The sequence below is a fragment of the Variovorax sp. RA8 genome (assembly GCF_901827175.1).
In the GTDB taxonomy this organism is placed as follows: domain Bacteria; phylum Pseudomonadota; class Gammaproteobacteria; order Burkholderiales; family Burkholderiaceae_C; genus Variovorax.
This window is the reverse complement of record NZ_LR594662.1, coordinates 1695737-1712815: the sequence shown is the minus strand read 5'-3', so window position 1 is coordinate 1712815 and position 17079 is coordinate 1695737. Positions and strand designations below refer to the sequence as shown.

General features: G+C 67.6%; 17 protein-coding genes. 11 read left to right on the top strand and 6 right to left on the bottom strand.

Annotated elements, in window-relative coordinates:
* Positions 1–22: 22 nt before the first annotated feature.
* From E5P3_RS08160 to E5P3_RS08150, 3 genes are read left to right on the top strand one after another with little or no spacing between them, the layout of a single operon-like run.
* A complete protein-coding gene (locus E5P3_RS08160) occupies positions 23–1177 on the top strand; it encodes a mandelate racemase/muconate lactonizing enzyme family protein (protein ID WP_162585517.1) in 1155 nt (384 codons plus the stop codon).
* A gap of 51 nt (positions 1178–1228) precedes the next feature.
* Entirely contained in the window at positions 1229–2212 is a 984-nt protein-coding gene (locus E5P3_RS08155; protein WP_162585516.1) for a Bug family tripartite tricarboxylate transporter substrate binding protein, read from the top strand.
* Positions 2213–2220: 8 nt separating this feature from the next.
* A complete protein-coding gene (locus E5P3_RS08150) occupies positions 2221–3366 on the top strand; it encodes an alpha-hydroxy acid oxidase (protein ID WP_162585515.1) in 1146 nt (381 codons plus the stop codon).
* Here E5P3_RS08150 and E5P3_RS08145 read toward each other — a convergent pair.
* Positions 3293–3835, bottom strand: a complete 543-nt coding sequence (locus E5P3_RS08145) for an aldolase/citrate lyase family protein (RefSeq protein ID WP_162585514.1) — start codon at positions 3833–3835, stop codon at positions 3293–3295. The genes E5P3_RS08150 and E5P3_RS08145 overlap by 74 nt on opposite strands.
* 19 nt (positions 3836–3854) lie before the next feature.
* Positions 3855–4298: a cyanase gene (gene cynS / locus E5P3_RS08140; RefSeq protein WP_162585513.1), complete on the bottom strand. Its 444-nt coding sequence runs from the start codon at positions 4296–4298 to the stop codon at positions 3855–3857.
* Between the two features lie 123 nt (positions 4299–4421).
* Here cynS and E5P3_RS08135 point away from each other — a divergent pair, with 123 nt between their 5' ends.
* Entirely contained in the window at positions 4422–5579 is a 1158-nt protein-coding gene (locus E5P3_RS08135; RefSeq protein ID WP_162585512.1) for an alpha-hydroxy acid oxidase, read from the top strand.
* 8 nt (positions 5580–5587) lie between these two features.
* On the opposite strand, the gene E5P3_RS08130 is transcribed toward E5P3_RS08135, so the two are convergent.
* Positions 5588–6667 (bottom strand): hypothetical protein, encoded by a 1080-nt coding sequence (locus E5P3_RS08130; protein ID WP_232073040.1) that lies wholly within the window; start codon positions 6665–6667, stop codon positions 5588–5590.
* Between the two features lie 172 nt (positions 6668–6839).
* Here E5P3_RS08130 and E5P3_RS08125 point away from each other — a divergent pair, with 172 nt between their 5' ends.
* From E5P3_RS08125 to E5P3_RS08115, 3 genes are all read left to right on the top strand, one after another.
* Positions 6840–8165: an MFS family transporter gene (locus E5P3_RS08125; protein ID WP_162585511.1), complete on the top strand. Its 1326-nt coding sequence runs from the start codon at positions 6840–6842 to the stop codon at positions 8163–8165.
* Positions 8166–8410: 245 nt separating this feature from the next.
* Positions 8411–8620 carry a DUF3606 domain-containing protein gene (locus E5P3_RS08120; protein WP_162585510.1) on the top strand — a complete coding sequence of 70 codons (210 nt, stop codon included), beginning with the start codon at positions 8411–8413 and terminating at the stop codon, positions 8618–8620.
* Between the two features lie 71 nt (positions 8621–8691).
* The gene (locus E5P3_RS08115; RefSeq protein ID WP_162585509.1) at positions 8692–9129 is read left to right on the top strand and encodes a PPC domain-containing DNA-binding protein; all 438 of its coding nucleotides are present in this window, start codon (positions 8692–8694) and stop codon (positions 9127–9129) included.
* A gap of 37 nt (positions 9130–9166) precedes the next feature.
* On the opposite strand, the gene E5P3_RS08110 is transcribed toward E5P3_RS08115, so the two are convergent.
* Genes E5P3_RS08110 through E5P3_RS08100 form a run of 3 tightly spaced genes read right to left on the bottom strand, consistent with a single transcriptional unit; the run spans position 9167 to position 12217 of the window.
* Entirely contained in the window at positions 9167–10387 is a 1221-nt protein-coding gene (locus E5P3_RS08110; RefSeq protein WP_162585508.1) for an AI-2E family transporter, read from the bottom strand.
* Positions 10384–11139 (bottom strand): LytR/AlgR family response regulator transcription factor, encoded by a 756-nt coding sequence (locus tag E5P3_RS08105; RefSeq protein ID WP_162585507.1) that lies wholly within the window; start codon positions 11137–11139, stop codon positions 10384–10386. The genes E5P3_RS08110 and E5P3_RS08105 overlap by 4 nt, the downstream gene beginning before the upstream one ends.
* 13 nt (positions 11140–11152) lie before the next feature.
* The gene (locus tag E5P3_RS08100) at positions 11153–12217 is read right to left on the bottom strand and encodes a sensor histidine kinase (RefSeq protein ID WP_162585506.1); all 1065 of its coding nucleotides are present in this window, start codon (positions 12215–12217) and stop codon (positions 11153–11155) included.
* Between the two features lie 53 nt (positions 12218–12270).
* On the opposite strand from E5P3_RS08100, the gene argH reads away from it, so the two are divergent.
* From argH to E5P3_RS08080, 4 genes are all read left to right on the top strand, one after another.
* The gene (argH, locus tag E5P3_RS08095; protein ID WP_162585505.1) at positions 12271–13668 is read left to right on the top strand and encodes an argininosuccinate lyase; all 1398 of its coding nucleotides are present in this window, start codon (positions 12271–12273) and stop codon (positions 13666–13668) included.
* A gap of 161 nt (positions 13669–13829) precedes the next feature.
* On the top strand, positions 13830–14717 hold the full coding sequence (locus tag E5P3_RS08090; RefSeq protein WP_162585504.1) for a glycosyltransferase family 2 protein: 888 nt from the start codon (positions 13830–13832) through the stop codon (positions 14715–14717).
* A 9-nt stretch (positions 14718–14726) separates the two neighbouring features.
* Complete coding sequence (locus E5P3_RS08085) at positions 14727–15698, top strand: UDP-glucuronic acid decarboxylase family protein (RefSeq protein ID WP_162585503.1); 972 nt, start codon at positions 14727–14729, stop codon at positions 15696–15698.
* Between the two features lie 4 nt (positions 15699–15702).
* Positions 15703–17076 carry a UDP-glucose dehydrogenase family protein gene (locus E5P3_RS08080; RefSeq protein WP_162585502.1) on the top strand — a complete coding sequence of 458 codons (1374 nt, stop codon included), beginning with the start codon at positions 15703–15705 and terminating at the stop codon, positions 17074–17076.
* The last annotated feature ends 3 nt before the right edge of the window (positions 17077–17079 follow it).

The following is a 17079-nucleotide window of genomic DNA, read 5'->3' as shown; positions in this document are numbered from 1 at the left end:
CAAGCCCTGGAGACACGCCCCCATGAAGATCACCCGCGTCGCGGCCACGCCCCTGCACCTGCCGGTTTCGGTGGAGGTCGCGGGCCGCAGCAAGACCACCTCGCTTTCACTCTGCCTCGTCGACATCGAGACCGACGAAGGCCTGGTCGGCACCGGCATGACCGCCATCACCGAGGAGGAGGTGATCGCCTCGGTCGTCAACGACATCGCCGCCCACGCGCTGGTCGGCATGGACCCCCTGCGCCACGAGCAGATCTGGGAGCGCCTGTACTGGCTGCTCACGCCCCGCGGCCAGTCCGGCTATGCGAGCCATGCGATCGCCGCACTGGACCTCGCGCTGTGGGACCTGAAGGGCAAGGCCCTGGGCCAGCCCTGCTGGCGCCTGCTGGGCGGCGCGCGCGCCGAGGTGCCGGTGTACGCCACCTTCGGCTTCGCCTTCTTCGAGCGCGACGAGCTGGCCGCGGCGGCGCAGAGCTGGGTCGAGCGCGGCTTCAAGCGGCTGAAGATGACCGTGGGCCACCACGGCCTCGCGCGCCGCGACGAGCCGCGTCCGCTGGACACCCTCATCGCCGAGGACGTGCAGCGCATCCGCGCCGTGCGCGAGGCGGTGGGGCCCGAGGTCCAGATCTACATCGACGCCAACTGCAGCCTCGACTATTTCCATGCGCTCTCGCTGGCGCAGCGCATCGAGGAATACGGCATCAGCTTCTTCGAGGAGCCGGTCTCGCAGAACGACATCCCCAACCTGGTGAAGCTGCGCCACAAGACCTCGATCCCGCTCGCCGCGGGGCAGAACGAAGGCCAGGCCAGCCGCTTCCGCGACATGCTGGTCGCGCAGGCGGTCGACGTGGTGCAGCCCAACGCCTGCATCACCGGCGGCTTCACGCAGTGCCTGCGGATTGCCGGCATGGCCTCTGCCTTCAACGCACGCTTCGCCAACGGCGGCGCCTGGCCGCACCACAACATGCACCTGCATGCGGGGCTGGCCAACGGCTCGCTGGTCGAATACCACTCGGTGGCCGTCGACTGCTGCAAGCTGGTGTTCGATGACCTGCCAATACCGAGCCAAGGCGTGCTCGCGCTGCCCGAGAAGCCGGGCCTGGGCTTCGAGCCGAACCGCGAACGCGTGGCCGAGCTGGCCAAGCGCCCGGGCTCGCGCGGCGTCGGCAAGGCCTGAACGCGCACCGAGCACATCACAAGTCCACACAAGATTTCCGGAGACAAGACGATGAAGCCATTCACCCCTCACCGCCGCGCCCTGCTCGCATTCGGTGCCACCCTGCTGGCAAGCCAGGCGGGCCTCGCCGCGGCGCAAGGCACCTACCCCGAGCGCCCGATCCGCCTGCTGGTGGGCTACTCCGCCGGCGGCGGCGTCGATGCGATGGCGCGGCTGATCGCGCCGCGCCTGTCGGCCCTGCTGGGCCAGCAGGTGGTGGTGGAGAACCGCGCCGGCGCGGCCGGCGTGATCGCCGGCGACGCGGTCGCCAAGGCCGCGCCCGACGGCTACACGCTGCTGCTGGGCGACAGCTCGACGCTGATCGCCAAGTACATGCAGTCCAAGCTCAGTTTCGATCCGATCAAGAGCTTCGTGCCGGTCGCGGGGCTGTTCAAGTCGCCGCTGCTGATCGTGGCCGGCAACGACTTTCCCGCCAGGAACCCACGCGAGCTGGTGGCGGCCCTCAAGGCCAAGCCTGGCTTCTATTCCTTCGCCACCTCGGGCGTAGGCACGGTGCAGCACCTCGGCTTCGAAATGATGAAGGGCCAGTCGGGCACCTTCGCGCTGCACATCCCCTACCGCGGCGCAGCGCAGATCGTGCCCGACGTGATCAGCGGCCAGGTGCCGCTGGGCGTCGTCAGCGCGACCGCCGGCCTGGCGCAGGCCAAGGGCGGCAAGCTGCGCGCGCTGGCGATGATGAGCAACGACAAGCTGCCGGGCGCCGAAGACGTGGCCGCGCTGTCGACCGCGGTGCCCGGCGTCGACGTGGCGCCGCGCCTCTTCCTGCTGGCGCCGGCCGGCACGCCCGCCGCCGTCGTCGACAAGCTGGGCGAGGCGGCACGCGCCGCCATGAGCGCCCCCGACCTGCCCCAGGCGGCCGCGCTGCAGGGCGCGGTGCCGGACTTCATGCCCTCTGCCCAGCTGGCCACGGCGATGGCGCAGGAGTCGGCGCGCTGGGGCAAGCTGATCAGCGAGCAGAAGATCAGCTCGCAGTAGCAAGCCGGATGAGCGTCATCACCTGCATCGAGGACCTGCGTGTCCTCGCGAGGAAGCGCGTGCCCCGCATGTTCTACGACTACGTGGACTCCGGCTCCTGGACCGAAGGCACCTACCGCGCCAACGCTGCCGACTTCGACCGCCTCAAGCTGCGCCAGCGCGTGGCAGTAAACATCGAGCAGCGCAGCACGCGCACGACGATGGCCGGCACGGAGGCCGCGATGCCGGTGGCCATCGCGCCCACCGGCATGACGGGCATGCAGCACGCCGACGGCGAGATCCTGGCGGCCAGGGCCGCCGAGAAGTTCGGCATCCCCTTCACGCTCTCGACCATGAGCATCTGCTCGATCGAGGACATCGCGGCGGCGACCGGCCGGCCTTTCTGGTTCCAGCTGTACGTGATGCGCGACCGCGGCTTCATGGCGCGGCTGATCGATCGCGCCAAGGCGGCGAACTGCTCGGCCCTGGTGCTGACGCTGGACCTGCAGATCATCGGCCAGCGCCACAAGGACCTGCGCAACGGGCTGTCGGTGCCGCCGAAGCCGAGCCTGGCGAACCTCGCCAACATGGCGACCAAGCCGCGCTGGTGCCTCGGCATGCTGGGCACGAAGCGGCGCAACTTCGGCAACGTGTTCGGCCATGTGAAGGGCATCGAGACCATGCGCTCGCTGTCCGAGTGGACCAACAAGCAGTTCGATCCGACGCTCTCGTGGGCGGACGTCGACTGGATCCGCCAGCGCTGGGGCGGAAGGCTGATCCTCAAGGGCATCCAGGACGTGGAGGACGCGCGGCTGGCCGTCGATTCGGGCGCCGATGCGCTGATCGTCTCCAACCACGGCGGGCGCCAGCTCGACGGTGCGCCCTCCTCCATCTCGGCGCTGCCCGCCATCGCCGAAGCCGTGGGCCACCGGATCGAGGTGCACATGGACGGCGGCATCCGCAGCGGGCAGGACGTGCTGAAGGCGCGCGCACTCGGCGCCAGGGGCGTCTACATCGGCCGCTCGATGCTCTACGGGCTGGGCGCGATGGGCGAGCACGGCGTGACACGGGCGCTGCAGATCATCCATCGCGAGCTGGACCTCACGATGGCCTTCTGCGGGCACACCGACATCGAGAAGGTGGATGCGGGGGTGCTGCTGGCGAAGTCAGCTTAGGAGTCTGCGCGGCAGACGCTGGCTTGCGCGATGCGAAGCGCGCGGCGGCCGCCTCCGCGCCTCGCGCCAGGATCTGCAGATCCATCGCGACCGCCACGAACAACGCACCGAGCTCCAGGCATTCGCGCGCCCGCACCTCGTCGAGCATGAGAATGCCGGGCGCCTTGCCCTTGGCGCGAATGCAACGGATCGCATCGTCGATGGCGCTGCGCACTTCCGGGTGGTTCGGCTCGCCGGGATGCCCGAGACTCGCCGACAGGTCGGCAGACCCCGATGAAGACGCCGTCGATGCCATCCACCGCGGCGATCTCCTGGAGATGATCGAGCGCCCCCGGGTCTCGACCTGCACCAGCACGCAGAGCTCGTCCTGCGCGCCCTTCACATAGTCGCGGATTCGCCCGAAGTTGGAGGCCCGCACCGACCCGCCCATGCCGCGCACGCCCTGCGGCGCGTAGCGCGTGGCGCGCACGCCGCCTGCGCTTCCATGCTCAATAGGTCTTGTAGGGCAGGAACTTCCCCGAGAGCACCACGTTCACCCGGTCCCCTTTCGGATCGGCCTGGCGCTGGATGTCCATGCTGAAGTCGATCGCGCTCATGATGCCGTCGCCGAACTCCTCGTGGATCAGCTCCTTGATGGTGGTGCCGTAGACGTTCACCACCTCGTACCAGCGATAGATCAGCGGATCGGTGGGCACCGCCGAGGGCAGCGAGCCCTTGTAGGGCACCACCTGGAGCCACTTCTGCTCCTCGGCCGTGAGGCCGAAGATCTCGCCGATGACGGCGGCCTGCTTCTCGTCGAGCGTCATCTGGCCCAGGCAGGCGGCCGTGGTCCATTCCTTCGAGAGGCCGACCTTCTCGGCCACCTCGGCCCACTGGATGCTCTTGGCCACCTTGACGGTGACGATCTTCTCGGTGACGTCGTTGCGGTTCATGCGGATGCTCATGTTCGTGAAGTAGGGAGGGAAGAGGTCACACCAGAGGCAAGCAACAGGCGTGCCGCGTTGGTGCACCGCGATAATCGGGGCCCCCAGCGCATCCCAACAAGGAGACCCCGAGTGCCCGACCTTTCCCGGATCACCTGCATCGAAGACCTGCGAGTGATCGCCCAGTCGCGCGTGCCGCGCATGTTCTACGACTACGCCGACTCCGGCGCCTGGACCGAGGGCACCTACCGTGCGAACGAGGCCGACTTCCAGAAGATCAAGCTGCGCCAGCGCGTGGCCGTCAACATGGAAGGCCGCTCCACGCGCACGACCATGGTGGGCCAGGAGGTCGCGATGCCGGTGGCCATCGCGCCCACCGGGCTCACGGGCATGCAGCATGCCGACGGCGAAATCCTGGGCGCGCGCGCGGCCAAGGCCTTCGGCATTCCCTTCACGCTGTCGACCATGAGCATCTGCTCGCTGGAGGACATCGCGGAGAACACCGACCGCCATCCCTTCTGGTTCCAGCTCTACGTGATGCGCGACCGCGATTTCATCGAGCGACTGATCGAGCGCGCCAAGGCCGCCAACGTCTCGGCACTGCAGCTGACGCTGGACCTCCAGATCCTGGGCCAGCGGCACAAGGACATCAAGAACGGGCTGACGGCGCCGCCCAAGCCGACGCTCAAGAACCTCATGGACCTCGCGACCAAGCCGCGGTGGTGCATGGGCATGCTGGGCACCAAGCGCCGCACCTTCGGCAACATCGCGGGCCATGCCAAGGGGGTGAAGGACCTGTCCTCGCTGTCCTCGTGGACGGCCGAGCAGTTCGATCCGACCTTGAGCTGGGCCGATGTGGAATGGATCAAGAAGCTCTGGGGCGGACCGCTGATCCTCAAGGGCATCATGGACGTGGAGGACGCGCGCCTGGCGGCGTCCAGCGGCGCCGATGCGCTGATCGTCTCGAACCACGGCGGACGCCAGCTCGACGGCGCGCCCTCCTCCATCGAGGCGCTGCCGGCCATCGCCGAGGCAGTGGGCACGGAAATCGAGGTCTGGATGGACGGCGGCATCCGCAGCGGGCAGGACGTGCTGAAGGCGCGCGCGCTCGGTGCGCGCGGCACGCTGATCGGGCGCAGCTTCCTCTACGCCCTGGGGGCCTTCGGAGAGGCCGGCGTGACCCGCGCGCTGCAGATCATCCACAAGGAACTCGACATCACGATGGCCTTCTGCGGACGCACGCAGATCGACGAGGTGGATTCGAGCATCCTGCTGCCGGGGACCTTCTAAGGGCCTAATCAACGCGCCGGCACGCGCGATTCCAGCGGCGCGGGGCGGTACTCGGGCCTGAAGCGGCAGCGGTCCTTGCCGCCGTTGTCGAAGTTCGGTTCGAAGGCCGCGCAGCGGACGGCCAGCGAAGCCGGCGTGGGCTTGTCGCCCTTGTCGATCCAGTCGAGCAGTGCGGCGAAGAGCGCGGGGTACTCGGGCTCGCCCAGGTAGCTGTGCTCGGACTCGTCGCTGAAGCTCTGCACCAGGCGATCGGCCGTCCCCGCACTCTCGCGGATGGCGCGGTAGGCGCTCTCCAGTTCGACGAAGGCGGTGGGGTCGTGGATCGCGTGCAGCGTCAGCGTAGGCAGCGAGGTGCGGCCGGTGGGCCGGCTGTCGAGCGCCAGCGCGCCCTGGGCCTGCGGGTCGGCCGCATAACGCAGCACGCCGGCGTTGAGCGCCGCGTCGTCGGCCGAGCCCTGGTAGACCACGCCGATGTTGCCGAAAGGATTGCGCCCGCCCAGGCGCTCCTGCACCAGGTCCTGGAACAGCCAGGTGGCCCAGTTGAGATGGGCGAGCAGCGTGCGCTCGGGAACCTTCACGACCGAGGTGACGGTCCTGAGTCGCGCGGCCTGTTCGGGCGTGCGCTGCGCCGCCGGCAGCCCCACGCCGGTGCACGCCTTGACGCGCTCCGCCAGCTCGGCGCGCGTGAGCGTCGAATCCTTGGGCAGGCCCATCCACAGCGGGTATTGCGGCTCCTCGGGCCGCGGATGGTTGCGGCAGACGTACTGGTAGACCACGCGCAGGTCCAGCCGGAACTCGTAGGCGCTGTTGCCGCCGCCGAGCACGCCATTGGTCAGCAGCACGCCGTCGAAGGGGCCGGGCTTGCCGCCGACGGAGGCATAGAGGTCTGCGGCCTTCGAGGCCACGGCACCGCAGTAGCTCTGCCCGTGCAACAGCGTGCGGCGCGGCGAGCCGAAGTGCCTCACGAAGAGCTGGCGCAGCCGCTCCGTCACGCCGTAGCCGCCGCGCCGGTAGGTCGAGCCCGCCCAGGCGTAGCCGGCCTTCACCGTGACGGCCCAGCGCTCCAGGTCCTTGCAGCAGCAGCGCAAGCACGAGGTTCTTCGTTGTTGTCCTCATCGAAGCATCACTCCGTTCAGCAGCGACCCGAAGATACGGGCTCTATTCCAATCGTGCGAGCCTGGATAAAGCGTCGGCCGACAGCGCGACTTCACGCCGCCGCGCAGAATCGATCGGGCCATAACAACACGCCAAGATGCAATCATGAGTGCAGTCACGCCCGTTCCCGGCACACCCCAGCAGCCCGCAACACACTACACCGCCGAAGAAAAGCGCCGCAGGATCTTCGCCATCGTCGGCGCCTCCTCCGGCAATCTCGTCGAGTGGTTCGACTTCTACGTCTACGCCTTCTCGGCGATCTACTTCGCCTCGTCCTTCTTCCCCAAGTCCGATCCCACCGTTCAGTTGCTCAATACCGCGGGCGTGTTCGCGGCCGGCTTCCTGATGCGGCCGATCGGCGGCTGGCTGTTCGGCCGCATCGCCGACCGCAACGGCCGCAAGACCTCGATGGTGATCTCGGTCACGATGATGTGCGCGGGCTCGCTGGCCATCGCCTGCCTGCCGACCTACGACAGCATCGGTGCCTGGGCGCCCGCGCTGCTGCTGGTCGCGCGGCTGTTCCAGGGCCTGTCGGTGGGCGGCGAGTACGGCACCACCGCAACCTACATGAGCGAGGTGGCGCTCAAGGGGCAGCGCGGCTTCTTCTCTTCTTTCCAGTACGTCACGCTGATCGGCGGCCAGCTGCTCGCGGTGCTGGTGATCGTGGTCCTGGAGCAATTGCTGAGCGAGTCCGAGCTCAGGGCCTGGGGCTGGCGCATCCCCTTCGTAATCGGCGCCATCACCGCCGTGGTGGCGATGCAGCTGCGCCGCCAGCTGCACGAGACCTCGAGCTCCGAAAGCCGCACCAACAAGGAGGCCGGCACGCTCGCGGGCTTGTTCCGCCACCACAAGGCGGCCTTTTTCACGGTGCTCGGCTTCACCGCCGGCGGCTCGCTGATCTTCTACACGTTCACGACCTACATGCAGAAGTACCTGGTCAATACGGTGAAGCTGCCGATCAAGACCACCAGCTACGTGATGACCTGCGCCCTGTTCGTCTACATGTGCATGCAGCCCGTCTTCGGCGCGCTGTCCGACCGCATCGGCCGGCGCAACAACATGCTGCTGTTCGGCGCGCTGGGCGCGCTGGCGACGGTGCCCATCCTCACGTCGCTGCAGCACGTGACGAACCCCGTGGCGGCCTTCGCGCTCATCATCCTGGCGCTGGCGATCGTGAGCTTCTACACCTCGATCAGCGGCATCGTGAAGGCCGAGATGTTCCCGCCCGAGGTGCGCGCCCTCGGCGTGGGCCTGGCCTATGCGGTGGCCAACGCGATCTTCGGCGGCTCGGCCGAATATGTCGCGCTGGGGCTCAAGGCGCTGGGGCACGAGTCGGCCTTCTTCTGGTATGTCACGGCGATGATGGTGATCGCTTTTCTCGTGAGCTTGCGGCTGCCTCGGCAAGCGAGCTATCTGCATCACGAGCATTGAATCAGGATCGCACGTCACGACGTCAAGGACGCGGCAAAGACGCCGACTTCGAAGCCGGCCCGGCGCTGCGGCTTCAGCCTGTCTTGGGAAGGAACACGAGGCCGGGCAGCCCTGAATGGGCGTCGCACATCGGGTCGTGGATCAACAAGTAGGAATTCACGCTGCGCCAGTTGCGCCTCGCGCCGACATGGTTTCCCATGTCGTGTTCTAGCTTGGCAGGCGCCCCCCCCTTTTCAAGGATTCCTATGCCGCAACATGAAGCCTCGTCACAAGCCGAAAGCATCGATGTCAGTTCCAGCAGTGCGGTAGAAGATCTTGCCAAGCGATTCGACGCGACACCCCAGCAGATCCGGGACGCGGTCAAGGCCGTTGGAAGCCGAGTCGCGGATGTGGAGCTTCACTTGAAGGGAACTCGCAGTTCAAGCAACGAACAACGAGTGGACGGCAAGCCTTGAAGCCCTGAGATGAAACGCAGGCGCACTTCGGCGCACCAGCCCCGTCCACGGCCTCACAGGAGATCGATCCGATGAAATCCAAGATCCTCAATGAAGCCCCGGAGCGAACCATTGCGCTCATCTTCGAAAAGGGCGACGACATCGTCCCGATCCTCGAGCGGTTCGCGAAAGAGAATGCGTTGTCGGCCAGCCGCTTCAGCGCGATCGGCGCGCTGCAGCACGCGGTTCTCGGGTACTTCGATTGGGAGCGAAAGGACTACGAGCGAATACCCGTGGAAGAGCAAGTCGAGGTGCTCTCTCTCAACGGCGATATCGCGCTGGATGGCAATGCGCCGAAGGTCCATGCCCATGCCGTCCTTGGGCGGCGCGACGGCAGCACGATCGGCGGTCATTTGCTGCAGGCCACGGTACGCCCGACGCTCGAAGTGTTGCTGGTCGAGTCGCCAGGCTATTTGCGCAAGACGTGCAACCGCGAGACCGGTCTGGCACTGATCGACATCGACGCCTGAGGCGAGAACGACCACATCGGGTGCGCGGTTCCAGCGCCTAATCCCCCAGCAACTCCCCGATCGGCTGCAGGTCTTCCACCCGGTCGCAGATGGCCTTCACCACCATCATGATCGGGATGCCCAGCAGCAGCCCCCAGATGCCCCAGAGCCAGCCCCAGAAGATCACGCCCACGAACACCGCCACCGGGTTCATGCGGCTGGTCCGGCTGGTGAGCCAGGGCACCAGCAGGTTGCCCACCAGCGTGTGGATCACCAGCGAGACCCCCCCGACCAGCAGCGCCATCTGGATGCTGTTGAACTGCAGGAAGGCCACCAGGCCGGCGGCGGCCATCACGATCACGGAGCCGATGTAGGGAATCAGGTTGGTCACGCCGGCGACGATGCCCCACACGGCCGCGTTCTCCAGCCCCATGGCCCAGAAGGCCAGGCCGGTGGCGACGCCGACGAGCGCGCTGGTGAGGATCTGCACCAGCAGGTAGCGCTCGATATGCTGCGTGATGTCGTCGAGCACGTGGACGGTGATTTTTTTCTTCTGCAGGCTCGGGCCGGTGATCTTCACCAGCTTGCGGCGGAAGGTGTCGCCCGAGCCGAGCGCGAAATAGGTCAGGAAGACGACCAGCGTGAGCTGCCCGAGGGCAGCGATCAGCCCGACCGTGCCGCTCCAGAGGTAGTCGCGCACGTTGAAGGCCGGCCGCTCGATGACCACGCGCGCCACGCCCTTGCGCGCCGCGACCTTGGCCGAGTTCTCCTCGGCCGCCTGCTCGAGCTGGGCGGCCGCCTTCTGCACGGTGTCGAGCGCGCTGGGATCGGTGCTCCTGCCGCCGCGCATGGCCGTGCGCAGCTTCTGGGCCGCCACAGGCAGCGTATCGAGCAGCTCGGTGGCGCTGCCGGAGAGCGAATAGCCGGTCCAGCCCATCCCACCGCCGAGCCCGAGCAGGATCACGGCAGCGGCAATCCAGCGGGAGAGCCTCCAGCGTTCCAGCAAGTCCACCAGCGGCGCGAGCGCATAGGTCAGCAGCAGGCTCAGCATCAGCGGAACGAACACGGCCTTGGCCCAGTGCAGCGCGAACACGATCGCCAGCACGCAGAGCACGACCAGCGCAGCGCTGCGGACGTCGACCGGCATGTGCAGCAGTACGCGCTCGGGCTCGGGGGACTCGGCTGCTGCCGCCACGGTCCGCTCCTGCTCGGGCGAGAGCGGTGGTGGCGGCGGCTCTGCCGGCGGCTCTGCGGCCTTGGGTGCAACTTCGTCGTTCATCGCGGATCCTTTAGCGCTTCGCGCACCGCCGCCAGCTGACGCCGCGACACCACCACCGGCTCGGGAATGCCGTCAAGGCGCAGTGCCCAGCCTTCGGCGTCCTCGCCGTCGTCGTACTTCTGGAGCGCGCGGATCGCCTGGCGCGCCACCAGCGCGTTGCGGTGCACGCGCACGAAGCGCGCCGGGTAGCGCTCCTCGAACTCGGCCAGCGAGCCGTCGTAGATGTGGCTGCGCGCTGCGGTGCGCACGGTGAGGTACTTGTACTCGGACTTGAGATAGAGCACGTCGGACAGCAGCACGCGCTCGGTCCGGCCGCGGTCCTGGATCAGCAGCACCTCCTGCGGCACGTTGGTCATCGGGCCGCGCCGCTCCCGCAGCGAGCGCGCCGCCTTCTGCAGCGCCTGCTGCAGCCGCTCGGCCCGCACGGGCTTGGTGAGGTAGTCGACCGCCTCGAGCTCGAAGGCCGTGACGGCGTGGGTCGCATGGGCGGTGACGAACACCACCGCGGGCGCGCCGGGGCGCTGGCGCAGACTGCGCGCCAGCTCGATGCCGTCGATGCCGGGCATGTGGATGTCGAGCAGCACCAGGTCCAGGTCCAGGTCCGCGGTGAGCAGCTGCGCCTGGGCGTCGGCGCCGTTGGCCGCCTCGCCCACCACTTCGGCCGCCGGCGCGCGGCAGTCGGCCAGCAGCGTGCGCAGCCGCGACCGGGCCAGCGTTTCATCGTCGACGATCAGGGTGCGAAGGACATGCATGGGTGTGGATTTCTCACGCTTGTACCGGAATGGCGATGCGCACGCGGTAGGCCTTTTGCTCCATGCCGGCGCTGAACTGCGCCTGCACGTCGTGCAGCAGGTGCAGCCGGTCGCGCACGTTGGCCAGCGCGATGCCGTGGCCGCGCGGCAGGGGCTCGTCGGCCCAGCGCAGCGGCGGCAGGCTGTTGACCACCTCGATGACTGCCATGCCGCCGCGGCGCTCGGTTCGGATGCGGATCTTCGCGCCCTCGGGGCTGGGCTCGACGCCATGCTTGACCGCGTTCTCGACCAGTGGCTGCAGCAGCAGGGGCGGCAGGCGCGCGCCGTTGGCAGCGGGGTCGATGTCCCAGCGGATGCGCAGCCGCTCCCCGAAGCGGACCTGCTCGATCGCCAGGTAGCGCTCGGCCAGCGAGATCTCGTCGGCCAGGGTGACCGATTCGCCCGCATCCGCCAGGGCGTGGCGGAACAGCTCGCTCAGGTCTTCCAGCATGGCCTCGGCCTTGGCCGGCTCCTCGCGAACGAGCGCGATGGCGCTGTTCAGGGTGTTGAAGAGAAAGTGCGGACGGATGCGCGACTGCAGCTCCTCCAGGCGCGCGGTCATGGCCGCGGGCGTCTGGCCGCGCGCGCGCAGCACCAGCGCGGCCATCACCAGCGCCGCGAACATCGCCCCCGCCAGGGCGCTGGCGATCCACGGCGCGCTGCCCACCACGCCGGTGAGCCGCAGCAGGCCGCAGCCATAGAGTGCGGCGACGGCCCCGAGCAGCGCTCCGGCCGCGTACTGCCCGGCGCGCGGCAGGCGGCCCAGCAGCTTCTTGAGCCAGCAGGCCGCCAGCAGCCACAGCAGCGTGGCCGGCAGGGCGCCACCGGTCACGGTGGCCAGCAGCATCAGCCACTCGGACGGCGTGGGCGCCTGGAACAAGGTGGCGGCCGCCACCACCGCCTCGACGAACATCACGGTGCGCAGCACCACGCCGATCTGGCAGGCATCGAAGATCGCGGCGCCGGCGCGCGCAGGTCCGCGGGTCCGTGCCGGGGACGGCGCCTGAGGGGTGGTCGATAAAATCGATGGGCTGCGCATCAAGCAAAGATCGGGTGCAAACCCATTATTGCCTCCCAACCGGTTCACACCCCATGACCCACAACCAACTCGACAAGAAATCCGAAGCCTGGTCCGCCCTGTTCTCCGAACCGATGAGCGACCTGGTCAAGCGCTACACCGCGAGCGTCTTCTTCGACAAGCGGCTGTGGCAGGCCGACATCCAGGGCTCGCTGGCGCATGCGGGCATGCTGGCGGCGCAGGGGGTGATCAGCGCCGAGGACCATGCGGCCATCGAGCGCGGCATGGCGCAGATCCGCGGCGAGATCGAGTCGGGCGCCTTCGACTGGAAGCTCGAGCTCGAGGACGTGCACCTGAACATCGAGGCGCGCCTCACGCAGCTGGTCGGCGATGCCGGCAAGCGCCTGCACACCGGCCGCAGCCGCAACGACCAGGTGGCCACCGACGTGCGGCTCTGGCTGCGCGGCGAGATCGACCTGATCGGCGGGCTGCTCGGCGACTTGCAGAGGTCGCTGCTGGCCATCGCGGAGAAGAACGCCGAGGTGATCCTGCCGGGCTTCACCCACCTGCAGGTCGCGCAGCCGGTGAGCTTCGGCCACCACATGCTGGCCTACGTCGAGATGTTCGCGAGGGACGCCGAGCGCATGGCCGACGTGCGCGGCCGCGTCAACCGCCTGCCGCTGGGCGCTGCGGCGCTGGCGGGCACCAGCTATCCGCTGGACCGGGAACTGGTGGCCCGCACGCTGGGCATGGACGGGGTGTGCGAGAACAGCCTGGACGCGGTGAGCGACCGCGACTTCGCGATCGAGTTCGCTGCAGCCGCCTCGCTGGCGATGGTGCACATCAGCCGGCTCAGCGAGGAACTGGTGCTCTGGACCAGCCAGGCCTTCGGCTTCATCGACATCGCCGACCGCTTCTGCACCGGCAGCTCGATCATGCCGCAGAAGAAGAACCCCGACGTGCCAGAACTCGCGCGCGGCAAGACCGGCCGCGTGGTGGGCCACCTCATGGGCCTGATCACGCTGATGAAGGGCCAGCCGCTGGCCTACAACAAGGACAACCAGGAGGACAAGGAGCCGCTGTTCGACACCGTGGACACGCTCAAGGACACGCTGCGCATCTTTGCCGAGATGGTGGGCGGCATCACGGTCAAGCCGGAGGCGATGGAGAAGGCCGCGCTGCGCGGCTACGCGACCGCCACCGACCTGGCCGACTACCTGGTGAAGAAGGGCCTGCCATTCCGCGACGCGCACGAGACCGTGGCGCATGCCGTCAAGGCCGCGATCTCGCACAAGGTGGATCTGTCGGAGCTGCCGCTGTCGGTGCTGCAGACCTTCCATCCGAAGATCGAGAAGGACGTGTACGACGTGCTGAGCTTGCGCGGCTCGGTGCATGCACGCAACATCCTCGGCGGAACCGCGCCGGCCCAGGTGCGCAAGCAGATCGCGCGGCACCGGGCACGACTGCAATAAGCTCCCCCGGGGCCTCCTCAGAAACCGTCTCCTCGGGTTTACCCCTGGTCTGCCGTCAGCTTTGTGGCTATTTGTAAAACTGTAGTGCTAAAGTTTGGCATTGCATTGCAACAAAGTGCCGGGCAACCTGTGTTGCCGAAGCCCGCCAGCCGACCCCATCCATGGAACAAAACTCCTGCGTCGTCGTCATCCTGACCTTCAATTCCGCCTCGATCATCCGGGAGACCGTGTCGCAGGCGAAGAAGGTGAGCCCGAGTGTCTTCGTGGTCGACTCGCATTCGACGGACAACACCGTCGCCCTCCTCGAGGAACTGGGCTGCACCGTGGTGCAGCGGCCCTTCTCCAACTACAGCGACCAGCGCAACTGGGCGATCTCGCAGATCGAGGGGACCTGCCGCTGGCAACTGCACCTGGACGCCGACGAGGTGCTGGATGACCAGGCGGTGGGAGAGATCCGGGCCTTGCTCGCCGGCACGCCGCGCTTCGACGCCTACATGCTGCGCCGGCGCGACTACTTCATGGGCAAGATGCTGCGCTTCTCGGGCGTCAACCCCTGGCACCTGCGGCTGTTCCGCTCAGGCGCCGGGCGCTGCGAGTCGCGGCTCTACGACCAGCACTTCATCAGCACCGCCACGCCCGGCCGCCTCCAGGGCTTCATGCACGACAAGAATTCGGCCCGGCTCACCGACTGGATTGCCAGCCACAACCGCTGGAGCGACGCCGAGGCCAAGGAGAAGCTGGGCCCGCGCCTGGCCGCCGACAATGTGCTGAAGCCCCGGCTGATGGGCGACGCGCGCGAGCGCACGCGCTTCATCAAGGAGATCTACTACAAGCTGCCGACCGGGCTGCGCTCGCTCAGCTACTTCATCTACCGCTACGTCTTCCGGCTTGGCTTCCTGGACGGCACCACCGGCTTCTATTTCGCCTTTTTTCAGGCATTGTGGTTCCGCATGCTGGTCGACGCGAAGATGTACGAACAGCGCACGGCCCAGCGCCCGGCGGCTGAACTGAAGGCCAAGGCCCCCCAACCGATTCCCCCTATGGAGTGATTTCACAGCATGCGGCAATACAACGCTTCCAAGAAAGTCCTGGTCACCGGCGGCGCCGGCTTCCTGGGCAGCCACCTCTGTGACCGGCTCATCGAGCAGGGCCACGACGTCCTGTGCGTCGACAACTTCTTCACCGGCACCAAGCGCAACATCGAGCACCTGCTCGACCATCCGCGCTTCGAGCTGATGCGGCACGACGTGACCTTCCCGCTGTATGTGGAGGTGGACGAGATCTTCAACCTGGCCTGCCCTGCTTCGCCCATCCACTACCAGCACGACCCGGTGCAGACCACCAAGACCAGCGTGCACGGCGCGATCAACATGCTGGGGCTGGCCAAGCGGGTGCGCGCCAAGATCCTGCAGGCCTCCACCAGCGAGGTCTACGGCGACCCGGAGATCCATCCGCAGGTCGAAGCCTACTGGGGCCGCGTCAACCCGATCGGCATCCGCAGCTGCTACGACGAGGGCAAGCGCTGCGCCGAGACGCTGTTCTTCGACTACTACCGCCAGCACAAGCTGCGCATCAAGGTCGTGCGCATCTTCAACACCTACGGCCCGCGCATGCACATGAACGACGGCCGCGTGGTGTCCAACTTCATCGTGCAGGCGCTCAAGGGCGAGGACATCACCATCTACGGCGACGGGCAGCAGACGCGCAGCTTCTGCTACGTGGACGACCTGGTGGAGGCGATGCTGCGGATGATGGGCACCGGCGACGAGGTGCCGGGCCCGATCAACATCGGCAACCCCGGCGAGTTCTCGATGCTGGAGCTCGCCAACAAGGTGATCGAGCTCACCGGCTCCAAGAGCCAGCTGATGCGCATGCCGCTGCCCGCGGACGACCCCAAGCAGCGCCGGCCCGACATCACGCTCGCCCGGCAGGAGCTCGGCGGCTGGGAGCCGAAGACCCAGCTCGAGGAAGGCTTGAAGAAGACCATCGCCTATTTCGACAAGGCGCTCTCCGAAACCACGGCAGGCTGAACACATGAACGTCACCATCATCGGTACCGGCTACGTCGGTCTTGTCACCGGCGCCTGTCTCGCCGACATCGGCAACAACGTTCTGTGCGTGGACGTCGACAAGCGCAAGATCGACACCCTCAACGCGGGCGGCATCCCGATCTACGAACCGGGCCTCGGCGACCTGGTCGAATCGAACGCCGCGGCGAAGCGCCTCCGCTTCTCGACCGACATCGAGGCCTCGGTGGCGCACGGCGACATCCAGTTCATCGCGGTGGGAACGCCGCCCGACGAGGACGGCAGCGCCGACCTGCAATACGTGCTGGCGGCGGCGCGCAACATCGGCAAGTACATGAACGGATTCAAGGTCGTGGTCGACAAGTCGACAGTGCCGGTGGGCACGGCCGACAAGGTCGCGGCCGTGATCCAGGAGGAGCTCGACAAGCGCGGCCGCCCCGACCTGCGCTTCTCGGTGGTGAGCAACCCCGAGTTCCTCAAGGAAGGCGCGGCGGTCGAGGACTTCATGCGGCCCGACCGCATCGTCATCGGCTACAGCGACGACGAGAACGGCCGCGAGGCGCTGGCGGCGATGCGCAAGCTCTACGCGCCCTTCAACCGCCACCACGAGCGCACCCGCGTGATGGACGTGCGCTCCGCCGAGTTCACCAAGTACGCGGCCAACGCGATGCTGGCCACCCGCATCAGCTTCATGAACGAGCTGGCCAACCTGGCCGACCGCGTGGGCGCCGACATCGAGGCGGTGCGCCAGGGCATCGGCTCCGACCCGCGCATCGGCTATAGCTTTCTCTACGCCGGCACCGGCTACGGCGGCAGCTGCTTCCCGAAGGACATCCAGGCGCTCACGCGCATCGCGCGCGAGAACGGGCAGACGCTGCGAGTGCTGGAGTCGGTCGAGGCGGTCAACGACGAGCAGAAGCGCGTGCTGACGCAGAAGGTGCTCGACCGCTTCGGTTCCGACCTCAGCGGCCGCAGCTTCGCGCTGTGGGGCCTGGCCTTCAAGCCCAACACCGACGACATGCGCGAGGCCCCGAGCCGCGTGGTGCTCGACACGCTGCTGCGCGCCGGCGCGCGCGTGGTGGCGCACGACCCGATCGCGGTCGACGAGACCAAGCGCGTGCTTCAGCTGGACTTCGCGGATGCGCCGGCGCTGCTGGAGCGCATCAGCTTCTCCTCGGCCAAGGACCCGCTGGAGGTGCTGGCCGATGCCGACGCGCTGATCATCGTGACCGAATGGAAGGCCTACCGCAGCCCCAATCTGGAGCGACTCAAGGCGTTGATGAAGTCACCGGTGATCTTCGACGGCCGCAACCTCTACGAGCCTGGCATCATGAAGGAAGCCGGCGTCATCTACCAGGGCATCGGGCGCAACAGCCGCTGAAGC

What these genes read in the sequence shown, in the direction of transcription:
- E5P3_RS08160 (WP_162585517.1), top strand. Translation starts at nt 23, where the DNA reads ATGAAGATCACCCGCGTCGCGGCCACGCCCCTGCACCTGCCGGTTTCG.
- E5P3_RS08155 (WP_162585516.1), top strand. Translation starts at nt 1,229, where the DNA reads ATGAAGCCATTCACCCCTCACCGCCGCGCCCTGCTCGCATTCGGTGCC.
- E5P3_RS08150 (WP_162585515.1), top strand. Translation starts at nt 2,221, where the DNA reads ATGAGCGTCATCACCTGCATCGAGGACCTGCGTGTCCTCGCGAGGAAG.
- cynS (WP_162585513.1), bottom strand. Translation starts at nt 4,298, where the DNA reads ATGAACCGCAACGACGTCACCGAGAAGATCGTCACCGTCAAGGTGGCC.
- E5P3_RS08125 (WP_162585511.1), top strand. Translation starts at nt 6,840, where the DNA reads ATGAGTGCAGTCACGCCCGTTCCCGGCACACCCCAGCAGCCCGCAACA.
- E5P3_RS08120 (WP_162585510.1), top strand. Translation starts at nt 8,411, where the DNA reads ATGCCGCAACATGAAGCCTCGTCACAAGCCGAAAGCATCGATGTCAGT.
- E5P3_RS08115 (WP_162585509.1), top strand. Translation starts at nt 8,692, where the DNA reads ATGAAATCCAAGATCCTCAATGAAGCCCCGGAGCGAACCATTGCGCTC.
- E5P3_RS08110 (WP_162585508.1), bottom strand. Translation starts at nt 10,387, where the DNA reads ATGAACGACGAAGTTGCACCCAAGGCCGCAGAGCCGCCGGCAGAGCCG.
- E5P3_RS08105 (WP_162585507.1), bottom strand. Translation starts at nt 11,139, where the DNA reads ATGCATGTCCTTCGCACCCTGATCGTCGACGATGAAACGCTGGCCCGG.
- E5P3_RS08100 (WP_162585506.1), bottom strand. Translation starts at nt 12,217, where the DNA reads ATGCGCAGCCCATCGATTTTATCGACCACCCCTCAGGCGCCGTCCCCG.
- argH (WP_162585505.1), top strand. Translation starts at nt 12,271, where the DNA reads ATGACCCACAACCAACTCGACAAGAAATCCGAAGCCTGGTCCGCCCTG.
- E5P3_RS08090 (WP_162585504.1), top strand. Translation starts at nt 13,830, where the DNA reads ATGGAACAAAACTCCTGCGTCGTCGTCATCCTGACCTTCAATTCCGCC.
- E5P3_RS08085 (WP_162585503.1), top strand. Translation starts at nt 14,727, where the DNA reads ATGCGGCAATACAACGCTTCCAAGAAAGTCCTGGTCACCGGCGGCGCC.
- E5P3_RS08080 (WP_162585502.1), top strand. Translation starts at nt 15,703, where the DNA reads ATGAACGTCACCATCATCGGTACCGGCTACGTCGGTCTTGTCACCGGC.